The organism is Streptomyces sp. NPDC037301, assembly GCF_055602785.1.
Genome location: NZ_JBVJWD010000012.1, coordinates 200,473 through 214,676, shown reverse-complemented (window position 1 = coordinate 214,676; position 14,204 = coordinate 200,473). Strand labels below are relative to the sequence as shown.

The 14,204-nt window shown below is 68.2% G+C and carries 14 protein-coding genes; 4 read left to right on the top strand and 10 right to left on the bottom strand.

Annotation, left to right across the window (positions count from 1 at the left end; translation table 11 throughout):
- The first annotated feature begins 5 nt into the window (after positions 1 to 5).
- Both cseB and cseC read left to right on the top strand, forming a co-directional pair.
- On the top strand, positions 6 to 710 hold the full coding sequence (cseB, locus tag ACZ7IB_RS21175; protein ID WP_470914450.1) for a two-component system response regulator CseB: 705 nt from the start codon (positions 6 to 8) through the stop codon (positions 708 to 710).
- On the top strand, positions 707 to 2,089 hold the full coding sequence (gene cseC, locus ACZ7IB_RS21170) for a two-component system sensor histidine kinase CseC (protein WP_470914447.1): 1,383 nt from the start codon (positions 707 to 709) through the stop codon (positions 2,087 to 2,089). The genes cseB and cseC overlap by 4 nt, the downstream gene beginning before the upstream one ends.
- A gap of 131 nt (positions 2,090 to 2,220) precedes the next feature.
- Here cseC and ACZ7IB_RS21165 read toward each other — a convergent pair whose 3' ends face one another.
- Entirely contained in the window at positions 2,221 to 3,783 is a 1,563-nt protein-coding gene (locus tag ACZ7IB_RS21165; RefSeq protein WP_470914445.1) for an MDR family MFS transporter, read from the bottom strand.
- Between the two features lie 123 nt (positions 3,784 to 3,906).
- Here ACZ7IB_RS21165 and ACZ7IB_RS21160 point away from each other — a divergent pair, with 123 nt between their 5' ends.
- Positions 3,907 to 4,491: a TetR/AcrR family transcriptional regulator gene (locus ACZ7IB_RS21160; RefSeq protein ID WP_470914443.1), complete on the top strand. Its 585-nt coding sequence runs from the start codon at positions 3,907 to 3,909 to the stop codon at positions 4,489 to 4,491.
- 36 nt (positions 4,492 to 4,527) lie between these two features.
- Here ACZ7IB_RS21160 and ACZ7IB_RS21155 read toward each other — a convergent pair whose 3' ends face one another.
- The gene (locus ACZ7IB_RS21155; RefSeq protein WP_470914441.1) at positions 4,528 to 5,214 is read right to left on the bottom strand and encodes a M23 family metallopeptidase; all 687 of its coding nucleotides are present in this window, start codon (positions 5,212 to 5,214) and stop codon (positions 4,528 to 4,530) included.
- 999 nt (positions 5,215 to 6,213) lie between these two features.
- Positions 6,214 to 8,742 (bottom strand): ATP-dependent Clp protease ATP-binding subunit, encoded by a 2,529-nt coding sequence (locus tag ACZ7IB_RS21150; protein ID WP_093894034.1) that lies wholly within the window; start codon positions 8,740 to 8,742, stop codon positions 6,214 to 6,216.
- A gap of 428 nt (positions 8,743 to 9,170) precedes the next feature.
- Here ACZ7IB_RS21150 and ACZ7IB_RS21145 point away from each other — a divergent pair, with 428 nt between their 5' ends.
- The gene (locus tag ACZ7IB_RS21145; protein ID WP_470914439.1) at positions 9,171 to 9,779 is read left to right on the top strand and encodes an SCO3374 family protein; all 609 of its coding nucleotides are present in this window, start codon (positions 9,171 to 9,173) and stop codon (positions 9,777 to 9,779) included.
- Here the strand turns inward: ACZ7IB_RS21145 and ACZ7IB_RS21140 are convergent.
- From ACZ7IB_RS21140 to nadC, 7 genes are all read right to left on the bottom strand, one after another.
- Positions 9,758 to 10,093: a histone-like nucleoid-structuring protein Lsr2 gene (locus ACZ7IB_RS21140; protein WP_093894032.1), complete on the bottom strand. Its 336-nt coding sequence runs from the start codon at positions 10,091 to 10,093 to the stop codon at positions 9,758 to 9,760. The two genes, ACZ7IB_RS21145 and ACZ7IB_RS21140, sit on opposite strands and share 22 nt — an antisense overlap.
- Positions 10,094 to 10,237: 144 nt before the next feature.
- A complete protein-coding gene (locus tag ACZ7IB_RS21135) occupies positions 10,238 to 10,795 on the bottom strand; it encodes an amino-acid N-acetyltransferase (RefSeq protein WP_327274511.1) in 558 nt (185 codons plus the stop codon).
- 9 nt (positions 10,796 to 10,804) lie between these two features.
- Positions 10,805 to 11,293, bottom strand: a complete 489-nt coding sequence (locus tag ACZ7IB_RS21130; RefSeq protein ID WP_470914436.1) for a BlaI/MecI/CopY family transcriptional regulator — start codon at positions 11,291 to 11,293, stop codon at positions 10,805 to 10,807.
- A gap of 110 nt (positions 11,294 to 11,403) precedes the next feature.
- On the bottom strand, positions 11,404 to 11,583 hold the full coding sequence (locus ACZ7IB_RS21125) for a hypothetical protein (protein ID WP_470914435.1): 180 nt from the start codon (positions 11,581 to 11,583) through the stop codon (positions 11,404 to 11,406).
- 61 nt (positions 11,584 to 11,644) lie between these two features.
- On the bottom strand, positions 11,645 to 12,223 hold the full coding sequence (locus ACZ7IB_RS21120) for a hypothetical protein (RefSeq protein WP_470914515.1): 579 nt from the start codon (positions 12,221 to 12,223) through the stop codon (positions 11,645 to 11,647).
- A gap of 138 nt (positions 12,224 to 12,361) precedes the next feature.
- Positions 12,362 to 13,159, bottom strand: a complete 798-nt coding sequence (locus ACZ7IB_RS21115; protein WP_114245204.1) for a type III pantothenate kinase — start codon at positions 13,157 to 13,159, stop codon at positions 12,362 to 12,364.
- Complete coding sequence (gene nadC / locus ACZ7IB_RS21110) at positions 13,159 to 14,202, bottom strand: carboxylating nicotinate-nucleotide diphosphorylase (RefSeq protein WP_470914432.1); 1,044 nt, start codon at positions 14,200 to 14,202, stop codon at positions 13,159 to 13,161. Before nadC ends, ACZ7IB_RS21115 begins: the two co-directional genes overlap by 1 nt.
- Positions 14,203 to 14,204 lie beyond the last annotated feature (2 nt).

The window sequence follows — 14,204 nt, the reverse complement described above, 5'->3', positions numbered from 1 at the left end:
GTCCGATGGCCGAGACCCACGTCCTGTTCGTCGAGGACGACGATGTCATCCGCGAGGCCACCCAGCTGGCGCTGGAGCGCGACGGCTTCGCGGTCACCGCGATGCCCGACGGACTGTCGGGTCTCGACGCGTTCCGGGCCGACCGTCCCGACATCGCCCTGCTCGATGTGATGGTGCCGGGGCTCGACGGGGTCAGCCTCTGCCGTCGTATCCGCGACGAGTCGACGGTCCCGGTGATCATGCTGTCGGCCCGGGCCGACTCGATCGACGTGGTGCTCGGCCTGGAGGCCGGCGCCGACGACTACGTCACCAAGCCCTTCGACGGGGCGGTCCTGGTCGCCCGGATCCGTGCCGTGCTGCGCCGCTTCGGTCATGCGTCGGGCGGGCAGCCGGGCAACGGGGAGCCGGAGCCGCAGCCCGTCGGCGGGGTGCTGGTCTTCGGCGATCTGGAGATCGACATCGAGGGCATGGAGGTCCACCGGGGCGGCCGGCAGGTGGCGCTGACCCCGACCGAGATGCGGCTGCTGCTGGAGTTCTCCGCCGCGCCCGGCACGGTGCTCTCCCGCGACAAGCTCCTGGAGCGGGTCTGGGACTACGGGTGGGGCGGTGACACCCGGGTCGTGGATGTCCATGTGCAGCGGCTGCGCACAAAGATCGGCCAGGACCGGATCGAGACGGTCCGCGGCTTCGGCTACAAACTCCGGCCATGAAGCGGTTCGCCCTGCGGACGGGTGTCCGCTGGAAGATCAGCATCGCGATCGCGGCGGTCGGCGCGCTGACCGCGGTCGCGCTCAGCTTCGTCGTCCACAACGCCGCCCGGGTCTCGATGCTGGAGAACGCGCGCGAGGTCCAGCTGGAGCGGCTGACGTACGCGCAGCTGCTGTACGAGGCGAAGAAGACGCAGAAGGCCGACCCCCGGTTCGGAGCCAAGCTCAACGACCCGACGATGCCGCGCAGCCTGCGCGCGGAGACCAACAGGAACCGGCGCGCCACGCATGTCGAGGAGACCAGGAACGGGGTGCCCGATGTATGGGCGGCCGTGCCGGTCGGCAACGGCGATGTGCTCTCACTGCACACCCGTTTCGCCGACCGCAGCGCCACGATCATGGGCGATCTCGACCGGGCGCTGATCATCGGCTCGGTCTCGGTGGTGTTCGGCGGCTGCGCACTGGGCGTGCTGATCGGCGGGCAGCTGTCGCGCCGGCTGCGCAAGGCGGCGGCCGCGGCGGGCAGGGTCGCGCAGGGCAATACGGATGTACGTGTCAGGGAGGCCGTCGGCGGTGTCGTCCAGGACGAGACCGACGAGCTGGCCCGAGCGGTGGACGCGCTGACGGACGCGTTGAACGAACGCATCGAGGCGGAGCGCCGGGTCACCGCGGACATCGCGCACGAGCTGCGTACCCCGGTGACCGGTCTGCTGACGGCCGCCGAGCTGCTGCCGCCGGGCCGCCCCACCGAGCTCGTACGGGACCGGGCGCAGGCGATGCGCACCCTGGTCGAGGATGTGCTGGAGGTGGCCCGGCTGGACAGTGCGTCGGAGCGGGCCGAACTGCAGGAGATCGCGCTGGGTGAGTTCGTCAGCCGGCGGGTCGCGCTGCTGGACCCGGATGTGCGGGTGCAGGTCGTGCACGAGTCCTGGGTCAGCACCGATCCGCGCCGGCTGGAGCGGATTCTCGGCAATCTGCTGGGTAACGCCGCCAAGCACGGTGCCACTCCGGTGGAGGTCACGGTCGAGGGCCGGGTGGTGCGGATCCGCGATCACGGTTCCGGGTTCCCGGCGGCGCTGCTGCGTGAGGGCCCGAGCCGGTTCCGTACCGGAAGCAGCGACCGGGCCGGACACGGACACGGTCTGGGGCTGACGATCGCGGCCGGTCAGGCGCGGGTCCTCGGGGCACGGCTGACCTTCCGCAACGCGGCGCCGGAAGGGGCGGCGAAGGGCGCGGGCGGGGCGATCGCCGTGCTGTGGCTGCCCGAGCACGCACCGACGAACACCGGCAGCTTCCCGATCCTGCGCCTGTCCGGACAGCGCACGCCGGGCAGCGGCGACGGGCAGAGCGCGGAGTCCGGCCGCAGGCAGTCCGGCGGCTGAACCGGATACGGAAGGAGGCTCCCCGGGGAGCGCCCCGGGGAGCCTCCTCGTGCACGGCTCGTGCACCGCTCGTGCAACGCGGGGGATCAGACGACCTCGGGCTGCTTGTCGTCGGCGACCGCGGCCGGCTCCTACGCACCGTCCGACACGGTTTCCGGGCCCGCTCCCCGCAGCGGGACCTCCTTGACGAACACCGACGCGAGCAGGGCGATCACTCCGACCGAGGCGCCCACCAGGAACGCGATGTGAGTGCCGGACGACACCGCGAACTGGTACGCCTCACGCATCGCATCCGGCAGCTTCGCCAGGCTCGCCGCGTCCAGCTGCGCGGACTTCGCCGTGGCTCCCCCGCCGCCGCGGGCCGCCATCTCGTCCTGCACCCGCCCGGTGAACAGCGCGCCCATGATCGCGACGCCGAAGGAGCTGCCGAGCGTACGGAAGAGGGTGGTCGCGGAGGAGGCGACTCCCATGTCCTTCATCTCGACGCTGTTCTGGGCGACGAGCATGGTGATCTGCATCAGGAAGCCCATGCCCGCACCGAGCACCGCCATGTAGATGCCGGAGGTGAACCGCGTGGTGCCGGTGTCCATCTGCGAGAGCAGGAACAGACCGGTCACCATAAGGACCGAGCCCACCACGGGGAAGATCTTGTACTTGCCGGTGCTGGTGGTGACCCGTCCCGCGATCAGCGAGACGACCATCATCGACAGCAGCATCGGCAGAAGCAGCAGACCCGAGTTGGTCGCCGAAGCGCCCTGGACGGACTGCTGGAACAGCGGCAGGAAGAGCACTGCACCGAACATCACGAAGCCCGACATGAAGCCGACGACGGACATCAGGGTGAAGTTGCGGTTGCGGAAGATGTGGAGCGGAATGATCGGTTCTGCAGCCTTCGTCTCGACGAAGAGGAAGCCGACGAGCGAGGCGACACCGATCGCTATGAGCTCCATGATCACGGCGGAGTTCCAGTCGTACTCCGAACCGCCCCAGGTGGTGACCAGCACGATCGCGGTGATGCCGAGGGTCAGCAGACCCGCGCCGAGGTAGTCGACCTTTGCCTCGGTGCGCTCCCGCTTGGGCAGATGAAGCACGGCGGTGACCATGGCGAGGGCGACCGCACCCAGCGGCAGGTTGATGTAGAAGCTCCAGCGCCAGCCGAGGTGGTCGGTTATGGTGCCGCCGACCAGCGGTCCGCCGATCATGGCGATCGCCATCACACCGGCCATCATCCCCTGGTACTTGCCTCGCTCACGGGGCGGCACCAGGTCGCCGATGATCGCCATGACGCCGACCATCAGGCCACCCGCGCCGAGTCCCTGGACCGCCCGGAAGCCGATCAGCTGACCCATGTCCTGGGCCATTCCGCTCAGCACCGAGCCGATCAGGAAGAGCACGATGGACGTGAGGAAGATGCCCTTGCGTCCGTACATGTCGCCGAGCTTGCCCCAGATGGGGGTGGAGGCCGCGGTGGCCAGGGTGTACGCGGTGACGACCCAGGACAGATGCTCCAGGCCGCCGAGGTCACCGACGATGGTCGGCATGGCAGTGCCGACGATCAGGTTGTCCAGCATGGCGAGCAGCATCGTGATCATCAGGGCGAGCATCACCACCTGGACGCTGCGCTGCCGCTTCTCGGGTTTCTCGGCAGGCCGGTCGTCCGCCTTTCCGTCCGCCGCCTTCTTCAGGTCCGACATGGTCCCCACTCCCCTGATCCCCTGTGCGTACCGGGCACTTACTTGCCGCCCGGCTAGTTGACTACACTGGGGAAAGTAGCCCCGTAACTAGCCGGGCGTCAAGTAAGTATCGAGGAGAGCGCCATGGGCAGCACACCGCAGCCGCGCCGGGGCAACACGCGCCAGCGTATTCAGGACGTCGCCCTGGAACTCTTCGCCGAACAGGGCTACGAGAAGACCTCGCTGCGTGAGATCTCCGAGCGTCTGGAGGTCACCAAGGCCGCGCTGTATTACCACTTCAAGACCAAGGAAGACATCCTGGTCAGCATCTTCGACGACCTGAACCGGCCGATCGAGGAGCTGATCGAGTGGGGCAGGGGCCAGCCCCACAGCCTGGAGACGAAGAAGGAGATCCTGCGCCGCTACAGCGAGGCGCTGACCGCCGCCGCCCCGCTCTTCCAGTTCATGCAGGAGAACCAGGCGACCGTACGAGACCTCAGTATCGGGAAGACCATCAAGGACCGCGTCGCCGGCCTGGTCGATCTGATCAAGGAACCCGATGCTCCGCTGACCGACCAGGTGCGCTGTTTCACGGCACTCTTCACGATGCACGCGGGCATGTTTGCCCTCAAGGACTTCGAAGGCGACCCCGAGGAGAAGCGCAAGGCCGTCCTCGAAGTCGCCTTCGATCTGGTCACCCGGGCGCACAGTCCAGGGTCCGCCGAGTAGGGCCGGACAGGCCCTGAGGGGTGCGTCCTGGTCGGGTCAGACCATGACGCCTTCCTTGTGCAGGAACGAGACCGGGTTGATCGCGGAACCGTAGTTCGGCGTGGTCCGGATCTCGAAGTGCACGTGCGGGCCGCTGGAGTTTCCGGTGTTGCCGGAGAGGGCGATCTTCTCGCCCGTCTTCACGGTCTGGCCGATGTGCACATCGATCCGCGACAGGTGGGCGTACTGCGAGTACACGCCGTTGCCGTGGCTGATCACGACGGCATTGCCGTACGCGGGGCCGTCACCACCGCCGTTCGGACCGGCCTTCACGACGGTGCCACTGTGCGCGGCCGCCACCTTGGTGCCGATCGGCACAGCGAAGTCCTGACCGGAGTGCTTGTGGGCCCAGCGGGCGCCGTCGTTGCCGAAACTCGCGCTCAGCACGTAGTGGCGCACCGGGGTCTCCCAGGCGGCAACCTTCTGCACGGCCGCCTTCCTGACCGCCGCGCGTTCGGCCTTGGCCGCCTTGGCCGCCTTGCCCTGCACGGCCGCCTGCTTGGCGACCGACTCGGCCGCACTGGAGCTGATCAGGTTCGCGGCGTCGGGGGCACCCGCCGTGCCGGCCGCGAACGCAGCGCCCACACCGAGAACCATCGACGTCCCCAGGCCGGCTGCCACGACGGCGCCACGGACACGGGACAGGGACGGGCGACGGGAGTGGAACGAAACGCGCTTCGACATAAGCGGAGAACCTCCGGAGATGACTGGACCCGACGCTTCCGCCGGGCTGGCCATCCCTTGGTAACCCGCACCCACACCAATGCTCAAACACCCCATCTACGAACAAAAGCCGTAGCGGGAGCCTCAGGAATTCACCGACGCAGGTTTCGCGCGCCCCATTTCCGGACTCGTCGAAACTCTCGTTTCAGACAGGTTTAACCCCAGCCCCAAACCGCCCCAATCGGACTAAACATAGCGATCCGGGCTTCTCTCCTTGCACCCCCGAAAACCCCTCTCCACACAGGGGCAAAGGTCCCCGCCGCGATCACGGCACCTGCCCCTATCACCCCTAGTAGGCCCGGAACGGGCTGTGCGCCTTGTCACTTGCGGTGGGACCTGAGGCCGTCCGATTCGGGATCTTCTGCCTGCAACCTGACTACGCTGACGCGGCGACCGGCTCAGCTCCCGGGGGGTAGCTCATGGCCAGTGACGCCGCAGGCACAGCGGGGCGGCGGAGCCCGGTCGCCCCTGTGCGGCTCGGCGTCCTTCGCAGCACGCAGGCACTCCCCGACTGCGAGATCACCGGCTTCCCCGAGAACATCCAGCAGTACGGCCCCGAGCAGCGTCTGGAGGCCGACCAGTACCCCGCCCCACCGTCCTGCCCCATGGCCGGGCGCCTGCGCGGCCTGCTGGTCTGCGAGCTGACCGGCCGTCGCACGCCTGGGGCGAGTCCGGGCCCCGGCGTTACGGGGCATGTCCGGCGGTCCGGTCTTCGCCGGGAACGTCCTGCTCGGCATCGCGCGGCAGATCCCCCGGCAACGCGGCGGCCAGCGCGTGAAGTGCGTGCCGCTCGCCACTGACGGCAGCACCGCGGGCACGGCGACACGGCGGCACCGCGGGCACGGCCGCACGGCCGCACGGCCGCACGGCGGCACGGCGGCACGGCAAAAGGGGCTGCCCCGGACCGTTCTCACGGTTCCGGGGCAGCCCCTTCAGATGCTCAGGCGCTCGGGAGCGTCCTTACACGTCCTTCGACATGTTCGGGCCCGCGCCGCCTGCCGCCTGCTCGATCGGGGGGACGTCGGGCAGAGCCGACTTCTCCTCGCCGCGGAAGGTGAACTTCTTCTCCTCACCCTCGCCCTCGGTGCCGACAACCACGATGTGACCAGGGCGCAGCTCACCGAAGAGGATCTTCTCGGAGAGGATGTCCTCGATCTCGCGCTGGATCGTCCGGCGCAGCGGCCGGGCGCCCATCACGGGGTCGTAGCCCTTCTTCGCCAGGAGCGACTTGGCTTCCGAGCTCAGCTCGATGCCCATGTCGCGGTCCTTCAGGCGCTCGTCCACCTTGGCCAGCATGAGGTCGACGATCTGGATGATGTCTTCCTCGGTGAGCTGGTGGAAGACGACCGTGTCGTCGACACGGTTGAGGAACTCGGGGCGGAAGTGCTGCTTGAGCTCTTCGTTGACCTTGTTCTTCATCCGCTCGTAGCCGGTCTTGACGTCGCCCTGGGCGGCGAAGCCCAGGTTGAAGCCCTTGGAGATGTCCCGGGTCCCGAGGTTGGTCGTCATGATGATGACCGTGTTCTTGAAGTCCACGACCCGGCCCTGGGAGTCGGTCAGGCGACCGTCTTCCAGAATCTGGAGCAGGGAATTGAAGATATCGGGGTGGGCCTTCTCGACCTCGTCGAAGAGGACGACGGAGAACGGCTTGCGGCGCACCTTCTCGGTGAGCTGGCCGCCCTCTTCGTAACCCACGTAGCCGGGAGGAGAACCGAAGAGGCGGGAAACCGTGTGCTTCTCGCTGAACTCCGACATGTCGAGGGCGATCAGTGCGTCCTCGTCGCCGAAGAGGAATTCGGCGAGCGTCTTGGAGAGCTCCGTCTTACCGACACCCGACGGGCCGGCGAAGATGAACGAGCCACCGGGGCGCTTCGGGTCCTTCAGACCGGCTCGCGTACGGCGGATCGCCTGCGAGAGGGCCTTGATGGCGTCCTTCTGGCCGATGACGCGCTTGTGGAGCTCGTCCTCCATGCGCAGCAGACGCGAGGACTCCTCCTCCGTCAGCTTGAAGACCGGAATGCCGGTCGCGGTGGCCAGGACTTCGGCGATCAGCTCGCCGTCGACCTCGGCCACGACGTCCATGTCGCCGGCCTTCCATTCCTTCTCGCGCTTGGTCTTCGCGGCGAGAAGTTGCTTCTCCTTGTCGCGCAGGGACGCGGCCTTCTCGAAGTCCTGCGAGTCGATCGCGGACTCCTTGTCGCGGCGGACGCCCGCGATCTTCTCGTCGAACTCGCGGAGGTCCGGCGGCGCGGTCATCCGGCGGATGCGCATCCGGGAACCGGCCTCGTCGATCAGGTCGATCGCCTTGTCCGGCAGGAAGCGGTCCGAGATGTACCGGTCAGCCAGCGTCGCGGCCTGGACCAGCGCCTCGTCCGTGATGGAGACGCGGTGGTGGGCCTCGTAGCGGTCGCGCAGACCCTTGAGGATCTCGATGGTGTGCGGCAGCGACGGTTCCGCGACCTGGATGGGCTGGAAGCGGCGCTCGAGAGCGGCGTCCTTCTCCAGGTGCTTGCGGTACTCGTCGAGCGTCGTGGCACCGATGGTCTGCAGCTCGCCGCGGGCCAGCATGGGCTTGAGGATGCTGGCGGCGTCGATCGCGCCCTCGGCGGCACCCGCACCCACCAGAGTGTGGAGCTCGTCGATGAACAGGATGATGTCGCCGCGGGTGCGGATCTCCTTGAGGACCTTCTTCAGGCGCTCCTCGAAGTCACCGCGGTAGCGGGAGCCGGCGACCAGCGCACCGAGGTCGAGGGTGTAGAGGTGCTTGTCCTTGAGGGTCTCGGGCACCTCGCCCTTGACGATGGCCTGCGCCAGTCCTTCGACGACCGCCGTCTTGCCGACGCCGGGCTCGCCGATGAGAACCGGGTTGTTCTTGGTACGGCGGGACAGCACCTGCATGACCCGCTCGATCTCCTTCTCGCGCCCGATGACCGGGTCGAGCTTGGATTCGCGAGCGGCCTGGGTGAGATTCCGGCCGAACTGGTCGAGCACCAGGGACGTGGAGGGCGTGCCTTCCGCGGGGCCGCCCGCGGTTGCCGCCTCCTTGCCGCCCGAGTAGCCGGAGAGCAGCTGGATGACCTGCTGCCGCACCCGGTTCAGGTCGGCGCCCAGCTTCACGAGGACCTGGGCTGCGACGCCCTCGCCCTCGCGGATCAGGCCGAGCAGGATGTGCTCGGTGCCGATGTAGTTGTGGCCGAGCTGGAGGGCCTCGCGGAGCGACAGCTCCAGGACCTTCTTGGCCCGGGGCGTGAAGGGGATGTGACCGGACGGGGCCTGCTGGCCCTGGCCGATGATCTCCTCCACCTGCTGGCGGACCGCCTCGAGCGAAATCCCGAGGCTCTCCAGGGCCTTAGCGGCGACACCCTCACCCTCATGGATAAGGCCCAGGAGGATGTGCTCGGTGCCGATGTAGTTGTGGTTGAGCATCCGGGCTTCTTCCTGAGCCAGGACGACAACCCGCCGCGCGCGGTCGGTGAACCTCTCGAACATCGTTAATCGCTCCTCAGAGCGGTCAGGCAGTAAGGGGTCGGTCCCCTCCCTGTCCTTCCGCAGCTTAGTCCCGCAAGCGGGGACCGCTCATTCCAACTGCCGACACCGTCCTTGGCCTCCTGCCCCGAACGCCGACATCTGCTCCAACCCGATGGTGCGAGACGATGTTCCCGCAGGCCAGGCAGATACCCCTTTCGCCAGTACGCCGATGGCGAACGTGAGATGCCCGAGCCTGCGTGTCGCCCCTCCCCACTAGGGATGTCTTACCCGCAATTACAGACAGTCCATGCGGCGCACGCCGGTTCCCTCCGCTACGGGCGAACATCTTCGCGCTCCCGAATACGTCTCTACGCCCCCATCTCGGACACGCTGAGCACTCGGCCGTCGACTCTGCGTAACCCCGGGGATGACTCGGCCGTTCTCCTGACATGGCCATCACCGTCCCGACCCCCCTGCCGTCGGTCGCCGACAAGCAGGAGGGCCACGCCGAGAGCGCACGGTGGGCGCAGTGGTACGAGCGCGAGCTCGGCTGGGCAACGGAGGGCACCACACCGGTGCGGTTGCTGACCGGGCTGCGGTTCGACGTCCTGGAGGTGCCTGCGGCCGCCGGCCATGCGGCGCTGCGGCGGGTGGGCCGCACCGGACCTGTGGCACTGACGGGCTCGCGGATGAGCCTGCTGGTGGCAGCGGGGAGCGCCGACGAGCTGCCCGGGCTGCTCGACTGGCTGGAGTGGGGCGGGGTCGCCCTCTCACTGACCGCCATCGGTACGGGCGGTCGGATCACTGCGCCGACGCCGCCCGGTCGGGTGGCGGGCCGGTCGGGGGCCGCCGTATGGCTGCGGCCCCCCGGGCTGCGGCACGAGGGAGAGCCGGAGCTCCCGGCCCTCGTCGGCCTCGGGAGCAGGGGTGGGGATGCTCCCGATCTCGTACGGCTCGTGGACGCGGCGGCGACGGAATGCCACCGGGTCCGGTTGATGCGCGCCCGAACGGGGCGGTCGACCGATGAGTCGACAGCTCAGCCGTTGGCCTTCTCGTAAGCCTCACGAATCTCCGCGGGAACACGGCCGCGGTCATTCACATTGTGGCCGTTCTCGCGCGCCCACTTACGGATCTCCGCGGTGTCCTTGTTGCCACCCGTAACGGCACGGCCCTTGCCACGGCCGGCCGCTGCACGGCCACCCGTACGCCGGCCACCCTTGGTGTACGGCTCAAGAAGACCACGGAGCTTGTCCGCGTTGCTCGTGGTGAGGTCAATCTCGTACGTCTTGCCATCCAGAGCGAACGTCACTGTCTCGTCCGCCTCGCCACCGTCGAGGTCATCGACAAGAAGGACCTGAACCTTCTGTGCCACCGGATTTCCTTTCATCGAAAATGCAGTACGCGGAAAGGAAACCGCTTTTCCCCGGAAAACACAAACCCCCGGGAGAGGTTCAGGATCCCGAGAAGACGGGAAACATGCGCGATTCGGACATAGGGCCACGGCTTCTTGTGGCGGTCACAGGTGCAGAAGCATCCGACTGTTGCCCAAGGTGTTCGGCTTCACTCGTTCGAGACCCAGGAACTCTGCTACACCCTCATCATAGGAACGCAGCAGCTCGCTGTAGACATCTCCGTCGACCGGTGTCTCTCCGATCTCCACGAAGCCGTGCTTCGCGAAGAAGTCGACTTCGAAGGTGAGACAGAAAACCCGCCGTACGCCCAGCCAACGGGCGGTCTGCAACAACTTGTCCAGTACTTGATGCCCGACTCCGGCACCCCTGATGCTGTGATCGACCGCGAGAGTGCGCACTTCGGCGAGGTCTTCCCACATCACATGCAGTGCACCGCAGCCGATGACCCGGGCGTCCTCGTCGCGTTCTGCGATCCAGAACTCCTGGATGTCCTCGTAAAGTGTCACCGTTGCTTTGTCGAGCAGGATGCCCTCGCGTACGTACCCGTCGAGGAGACGGCGGACCGATGCCACATCGCTGGTCCTGGCACGGCGGACTGTGATGGCCACGTTTATAACCGACGGTTCGGTACGGAAATCGGTATGCGGAAGCTCTGAGGACATACCCGGACGCTATCGCCCGGTCTCCGGGTCCGCGTCATCGGCCGGATCTTCGGTCACTTCTCCGGCCGGTTCATCAGTCGGTTCATCGACCTCTTCATGGGTCACTTCATCGGACGGCGGCTCGGCGGCCCCGTGCAGGTCGGGCAGAACGATCCGCATGGCGTCCTTGAGGGCCTCACGCTGCTCGGCGGACATCATGCCGAAGAAGGCGACGAGAGCGGCGGCGGGGTTGTCACTGTGCGACCAAGCTTCGTTCATCAGTGCGGCCGAGTAGGCGGCACGGGTGGAGACCGCCGTATATCGATATGCACGGCCGTCGACTTCCCTGCGCACCCAGCCCTTCTGATGGAGATTGTCCATTACCGTCATGACGGTGGTGTAGGCGATGGAGCGTTCCTGCTGAAGGTCCTCAAGGACTTCCCGCACGGTGACCGGACGGTTCCATTGCCAGACCCGCGTCATCACGGCGTCTTCCAGATCTCCCAATTGACGGGGCACAATGTCACTTTAGTGCTAGATGCCGGGAATGCTCGGCTATTTACGCAGCAAAAAGGCGCACGACTCTTGACAAGTCGCGCGCCCTTCGCGTGCTGCGAGGCCCGGGGAAGTCAGACGCCGTCGGTACGCGACGCCTGCTGGGCCGACTCGGCGCGGCCGATCACCATGTCCACGGCCGCGTCCTCCTTGGCCTTGTTGGGACCGCCCTGGCTCTTGACGATCGTCACGACGAGGCCGATGAAGAAGGCGGCCATCACCACGGGGGGCACGAGCGCGGATACGTAGTCCATGGCATCCAGAGTAGCGAGGCCGGTACCGGCTTCCGCGCGCCCCCTCCGCGTTGCGTCGGGGCTATCCTGCGGCCCACTGCTGCGGTGGCGGGACCGGGCGGCGGGGCGGGAAGACCTCCGAGGGCTTCGGTGCCGGGCGCTCGGACGGCCGGGCCGGCCGGGGCGGGGCCGCCGGGGTCTTCGGCCGTTCGGGTTCGGCGTCGGCGGCCCGGCCGCCGGGCAGGGCAAGGAGTCGGCTGCGGGGTGCGGGAGCCGCCGACGATGCGGAACGTCCGGCGAGGCGGGCCCGTACCGACCGCTCCGCGAGCGACTGACAGCGCTCCAGGAGCGCCGCGGCCACCGGTCTGTGGCGCAGGGCGCGCAGCGCGGCGAGGTCATCGGGACGGGGGTCGTATCCGCCCGCCAGGGCGTCCTGGAGAAGCTCCAGATAGCCGCTGCCGGAGCCGGGGAGGGCGTTGCGGTAGCGGACGAGGTCGGCGAGGAGGAACGTGCGCAGCCGTCCCGCCTCGCCGACCGCCTCGTCCACGGCGCCTGCCAGCCGCAGGCAGTCCTGGACGTCCTCGTCGGGCAGGGGTGTGGGGTGAAGGGCGATGGCGAGGGCGCTTCGGAGCACACGCAGCTCGTCCGCGCTGAACGCCATACCGCCGCGTGATCCGTAAGGCGTGGGCATGACGCGACAATACGTGCTAAATGGACAAAATCGGCTTAACTGGCCGTTGACGGCGCGGCGGCGGCCCCCGTTCCGCCGAACCGTTCCCGCAGGTACGCCCCGTACCCGCTACATCCGGGACACGTTCCGCTCGTACACCAGACGCAGACCGATGAGGGTGAGCCAGGGCTCGTGCTCGTCGATGACGGAGGACTCGCCCAACACCATCGGCGCAAGGCCGCCCGTCGCGATGACGGTGACGTCGTCGGGGTCGGCCGCCAGCTCCTTCTTCATCCGTGCGACGACACCGTCGACCTGGCCCGCGAAGCCGTAGATGATGCCCGACTGCATCGCCTCGACCGTGTTCTTGCCGATCACGCTGCGCGGCCGGGCCAGCTCGATCTTGCGGAGCTGGGCTCCCTTGACGCCCAGTGCCTCGACCGAGATCTCGATGCCGGGGGCGATGACACCGCCGGTGTACTCGCCGCGGGCGGAGACCGCGTCGAAGGTGGTGGCCGTGCCGAAGTCGACGACGATCGCCGGACCGCCGTACAGGTCGACGGCGGCGACCGCGTTGATGATGCGGTCCGCGCCGACCTCCTTCGGGTTGTCCATCAGGATCGGTACCCCGGTCTTGATGCCCGGCTCGACGAGGACCGCGGGGACGTCGCCGTAGTAGCGGCGGGTCACCTCGCGCAACTCGTGCAGGACGGCCGGGACCGTGGAACAGATCGCGATGCCCTCGATGCCGTCGCCCAGCTCCTCGCCGAGCAGCGGGTGCATGCCCATCAGGCCCTGGAGCAGCACCGCGAGCTCGTCCGCGGTACGGCGGGCATCGGTGGAGATCCGCCAGTGCTCGACGATCTCCTCACCGTCGAACAGGCCGAGGACGGTGTGGGTGTTGCCGACGTCGATGGTGAGCAGCATCAGACGCCGGCCCCGTCGGTGTCGCGGAAGTCCAGGCCGATGTCGAGGATCGGCGAGGAGTGGGTGAGCGCGCCGACCGCCAGGTAGTCGACGCCCGCTTCCGCGTAGGCGCGTGCGGTGTCGAGGGAGAGCCGGCCGGAGGACTCCAGGACCGCGCGGCCGCCGACCAGGGCAACCGCCTCGGCCGTCTGCAGCGGGGTGAAGTTGTCCAGCAGGATCAGGTCGGCGCCCGCGTCGAGGACCTCTCGGACCTGCTGCAGGGTGTCGACCTCGACCTCGATCGGTACGTCCGGGAACTCATCGCGTACGCGCTTGAAGGCCTTGGCCACGCCGCCCGCCGCGACAACGTGGTTGTCCTTGACCAGCGCCGCGTCCGACAGCGACATGCGGTGGTTGACGCCGCCGCCGCAGCGCACCGCGTACTTCTCCATGGCGCGCAGGCCCGGGGTGGTCTTACGGGTGTCGCGGACCTTGGCCTTCGTGCCTTCGAGCACATCGGCCCAGGCACGGGTGGCGGTCGCGATGCCGGAGAGCCTGCACAGCAGGTTGAGTGCGCTGCGCTCGCCGGTGAGCAGGTCACGGGTGCGGGTGGTGACGGTCAGCAGCTTCTGGCCGGGGGCGACGCGGTCGCCGTCCTCGACATGGCGCTCGACCGCGAACTCGTCCGTGCAGACGATGGACAGGACGGCCTCGGCGACGCGCAGACCGGCCACGACGCCCGCCTCACGGGCGGTGAAGTCGCCGGTGGCCACGGCGTCCTCGGCAACGGTCGCGACAGTGGTGACGTCGACACCGCCGTCGAGGTCCTCCTCGATGGCGACGTGCGCGACGTCCTCGACCTGGACCGGGTCCAGGCCCGCGTCGGCGAGGAGCTGGGCGAGGTCGGGGTCCAGGCCGCACTCCAGGGGGTCGAGCTCGTAGAACTCGTCCCCGCCGCAGCCGCAGCCGTCCCCGCAGCCGCCCGCGGACGGTGCGGGCGCGCCGATCTGGATCAGCGGTACGTCCACGGGTGTGGGGCGCGGATTCTCTTCGGGCGTGCTCACGG

Coding starts and splice junctions, on each gene's coding strand:
- ACZ7IB_RS21120 (WP_470914515.1), bottom strand. CDS start 12,223: ATGGCGTTCAGCGCGGACGAGCTGCGTGTGCTCCGAAGCGCCCTCGCC.
- ACZ7IB_RS21155 (WP_470914441.1), bottom strand. CDS start 5,214: ATGTCGAAGCGCGTTTCGTTCCACTCCCGTCGCCCGTCCCTGTCCCGT.
- ACZ7IB_RS21165 (WP_470914445.1), bottom strand. CDS start 3,783: ATGTCGGACCTGAAGAAGGCGGCGGACGGAAAGGCGGACGACCGGCCT.
- ACZ7IB_RS21135 (WP_327274511.1), bottom strand. CDS start 10,795: ATGTCCTCAGAGCTTCCGCATACCGATTTCCGTACCGAACCGTCGGTT.
- ACZ7IB_RS21125 (WP_470914435.1), bottom strand. CDS start 11,583: ATGGACTACGTATCCGCGCTCGTGCCCCCCGTGGTGATGGCCGCCTTC.
- cseC (WP_470914447.1), top strand. CDS start 707: ATGAAGCGGTTCGCCCTGCGGACGGGTGTCCGCTGGAAGATCAGCATC.
- ACZ7IB_RS21145 (WP_470914439.1), top strand. CDS start 9,171: ATGGCCATCACCGTCCCGACCCCCCTGCCGTCGGTCGCCGACAAGCAG.
- ACZ7IB_RS21150 (WP_093894034.1), bottom strand. CDS start 8,742: ATGTTCGAGAGGTTCACCGACCGCGCGCGGCGGGTTGTCGTCCTGGCT.
- cseB (WP_470914450.1), top strand. CDS start 6: ATGGCCGAGACCCACGTCCTGTTCGTCGAGGACGACGATGTCATCCGC.
- ACZ7IB_RS21115 (WP_114245204.1), bottom strand. CDS start 13,159: ATGCTGCTCACCATCGACGTCGGCAACACCCACACCGTCCTCGGCCTG.
- ACZ7IB_RS21160 (WP_470914443.1), top strand. CDS start 3,907: ATGGGCAGCACACCGCAGCCGCGCCGGGGCAACACGCGCCAGCGTATT.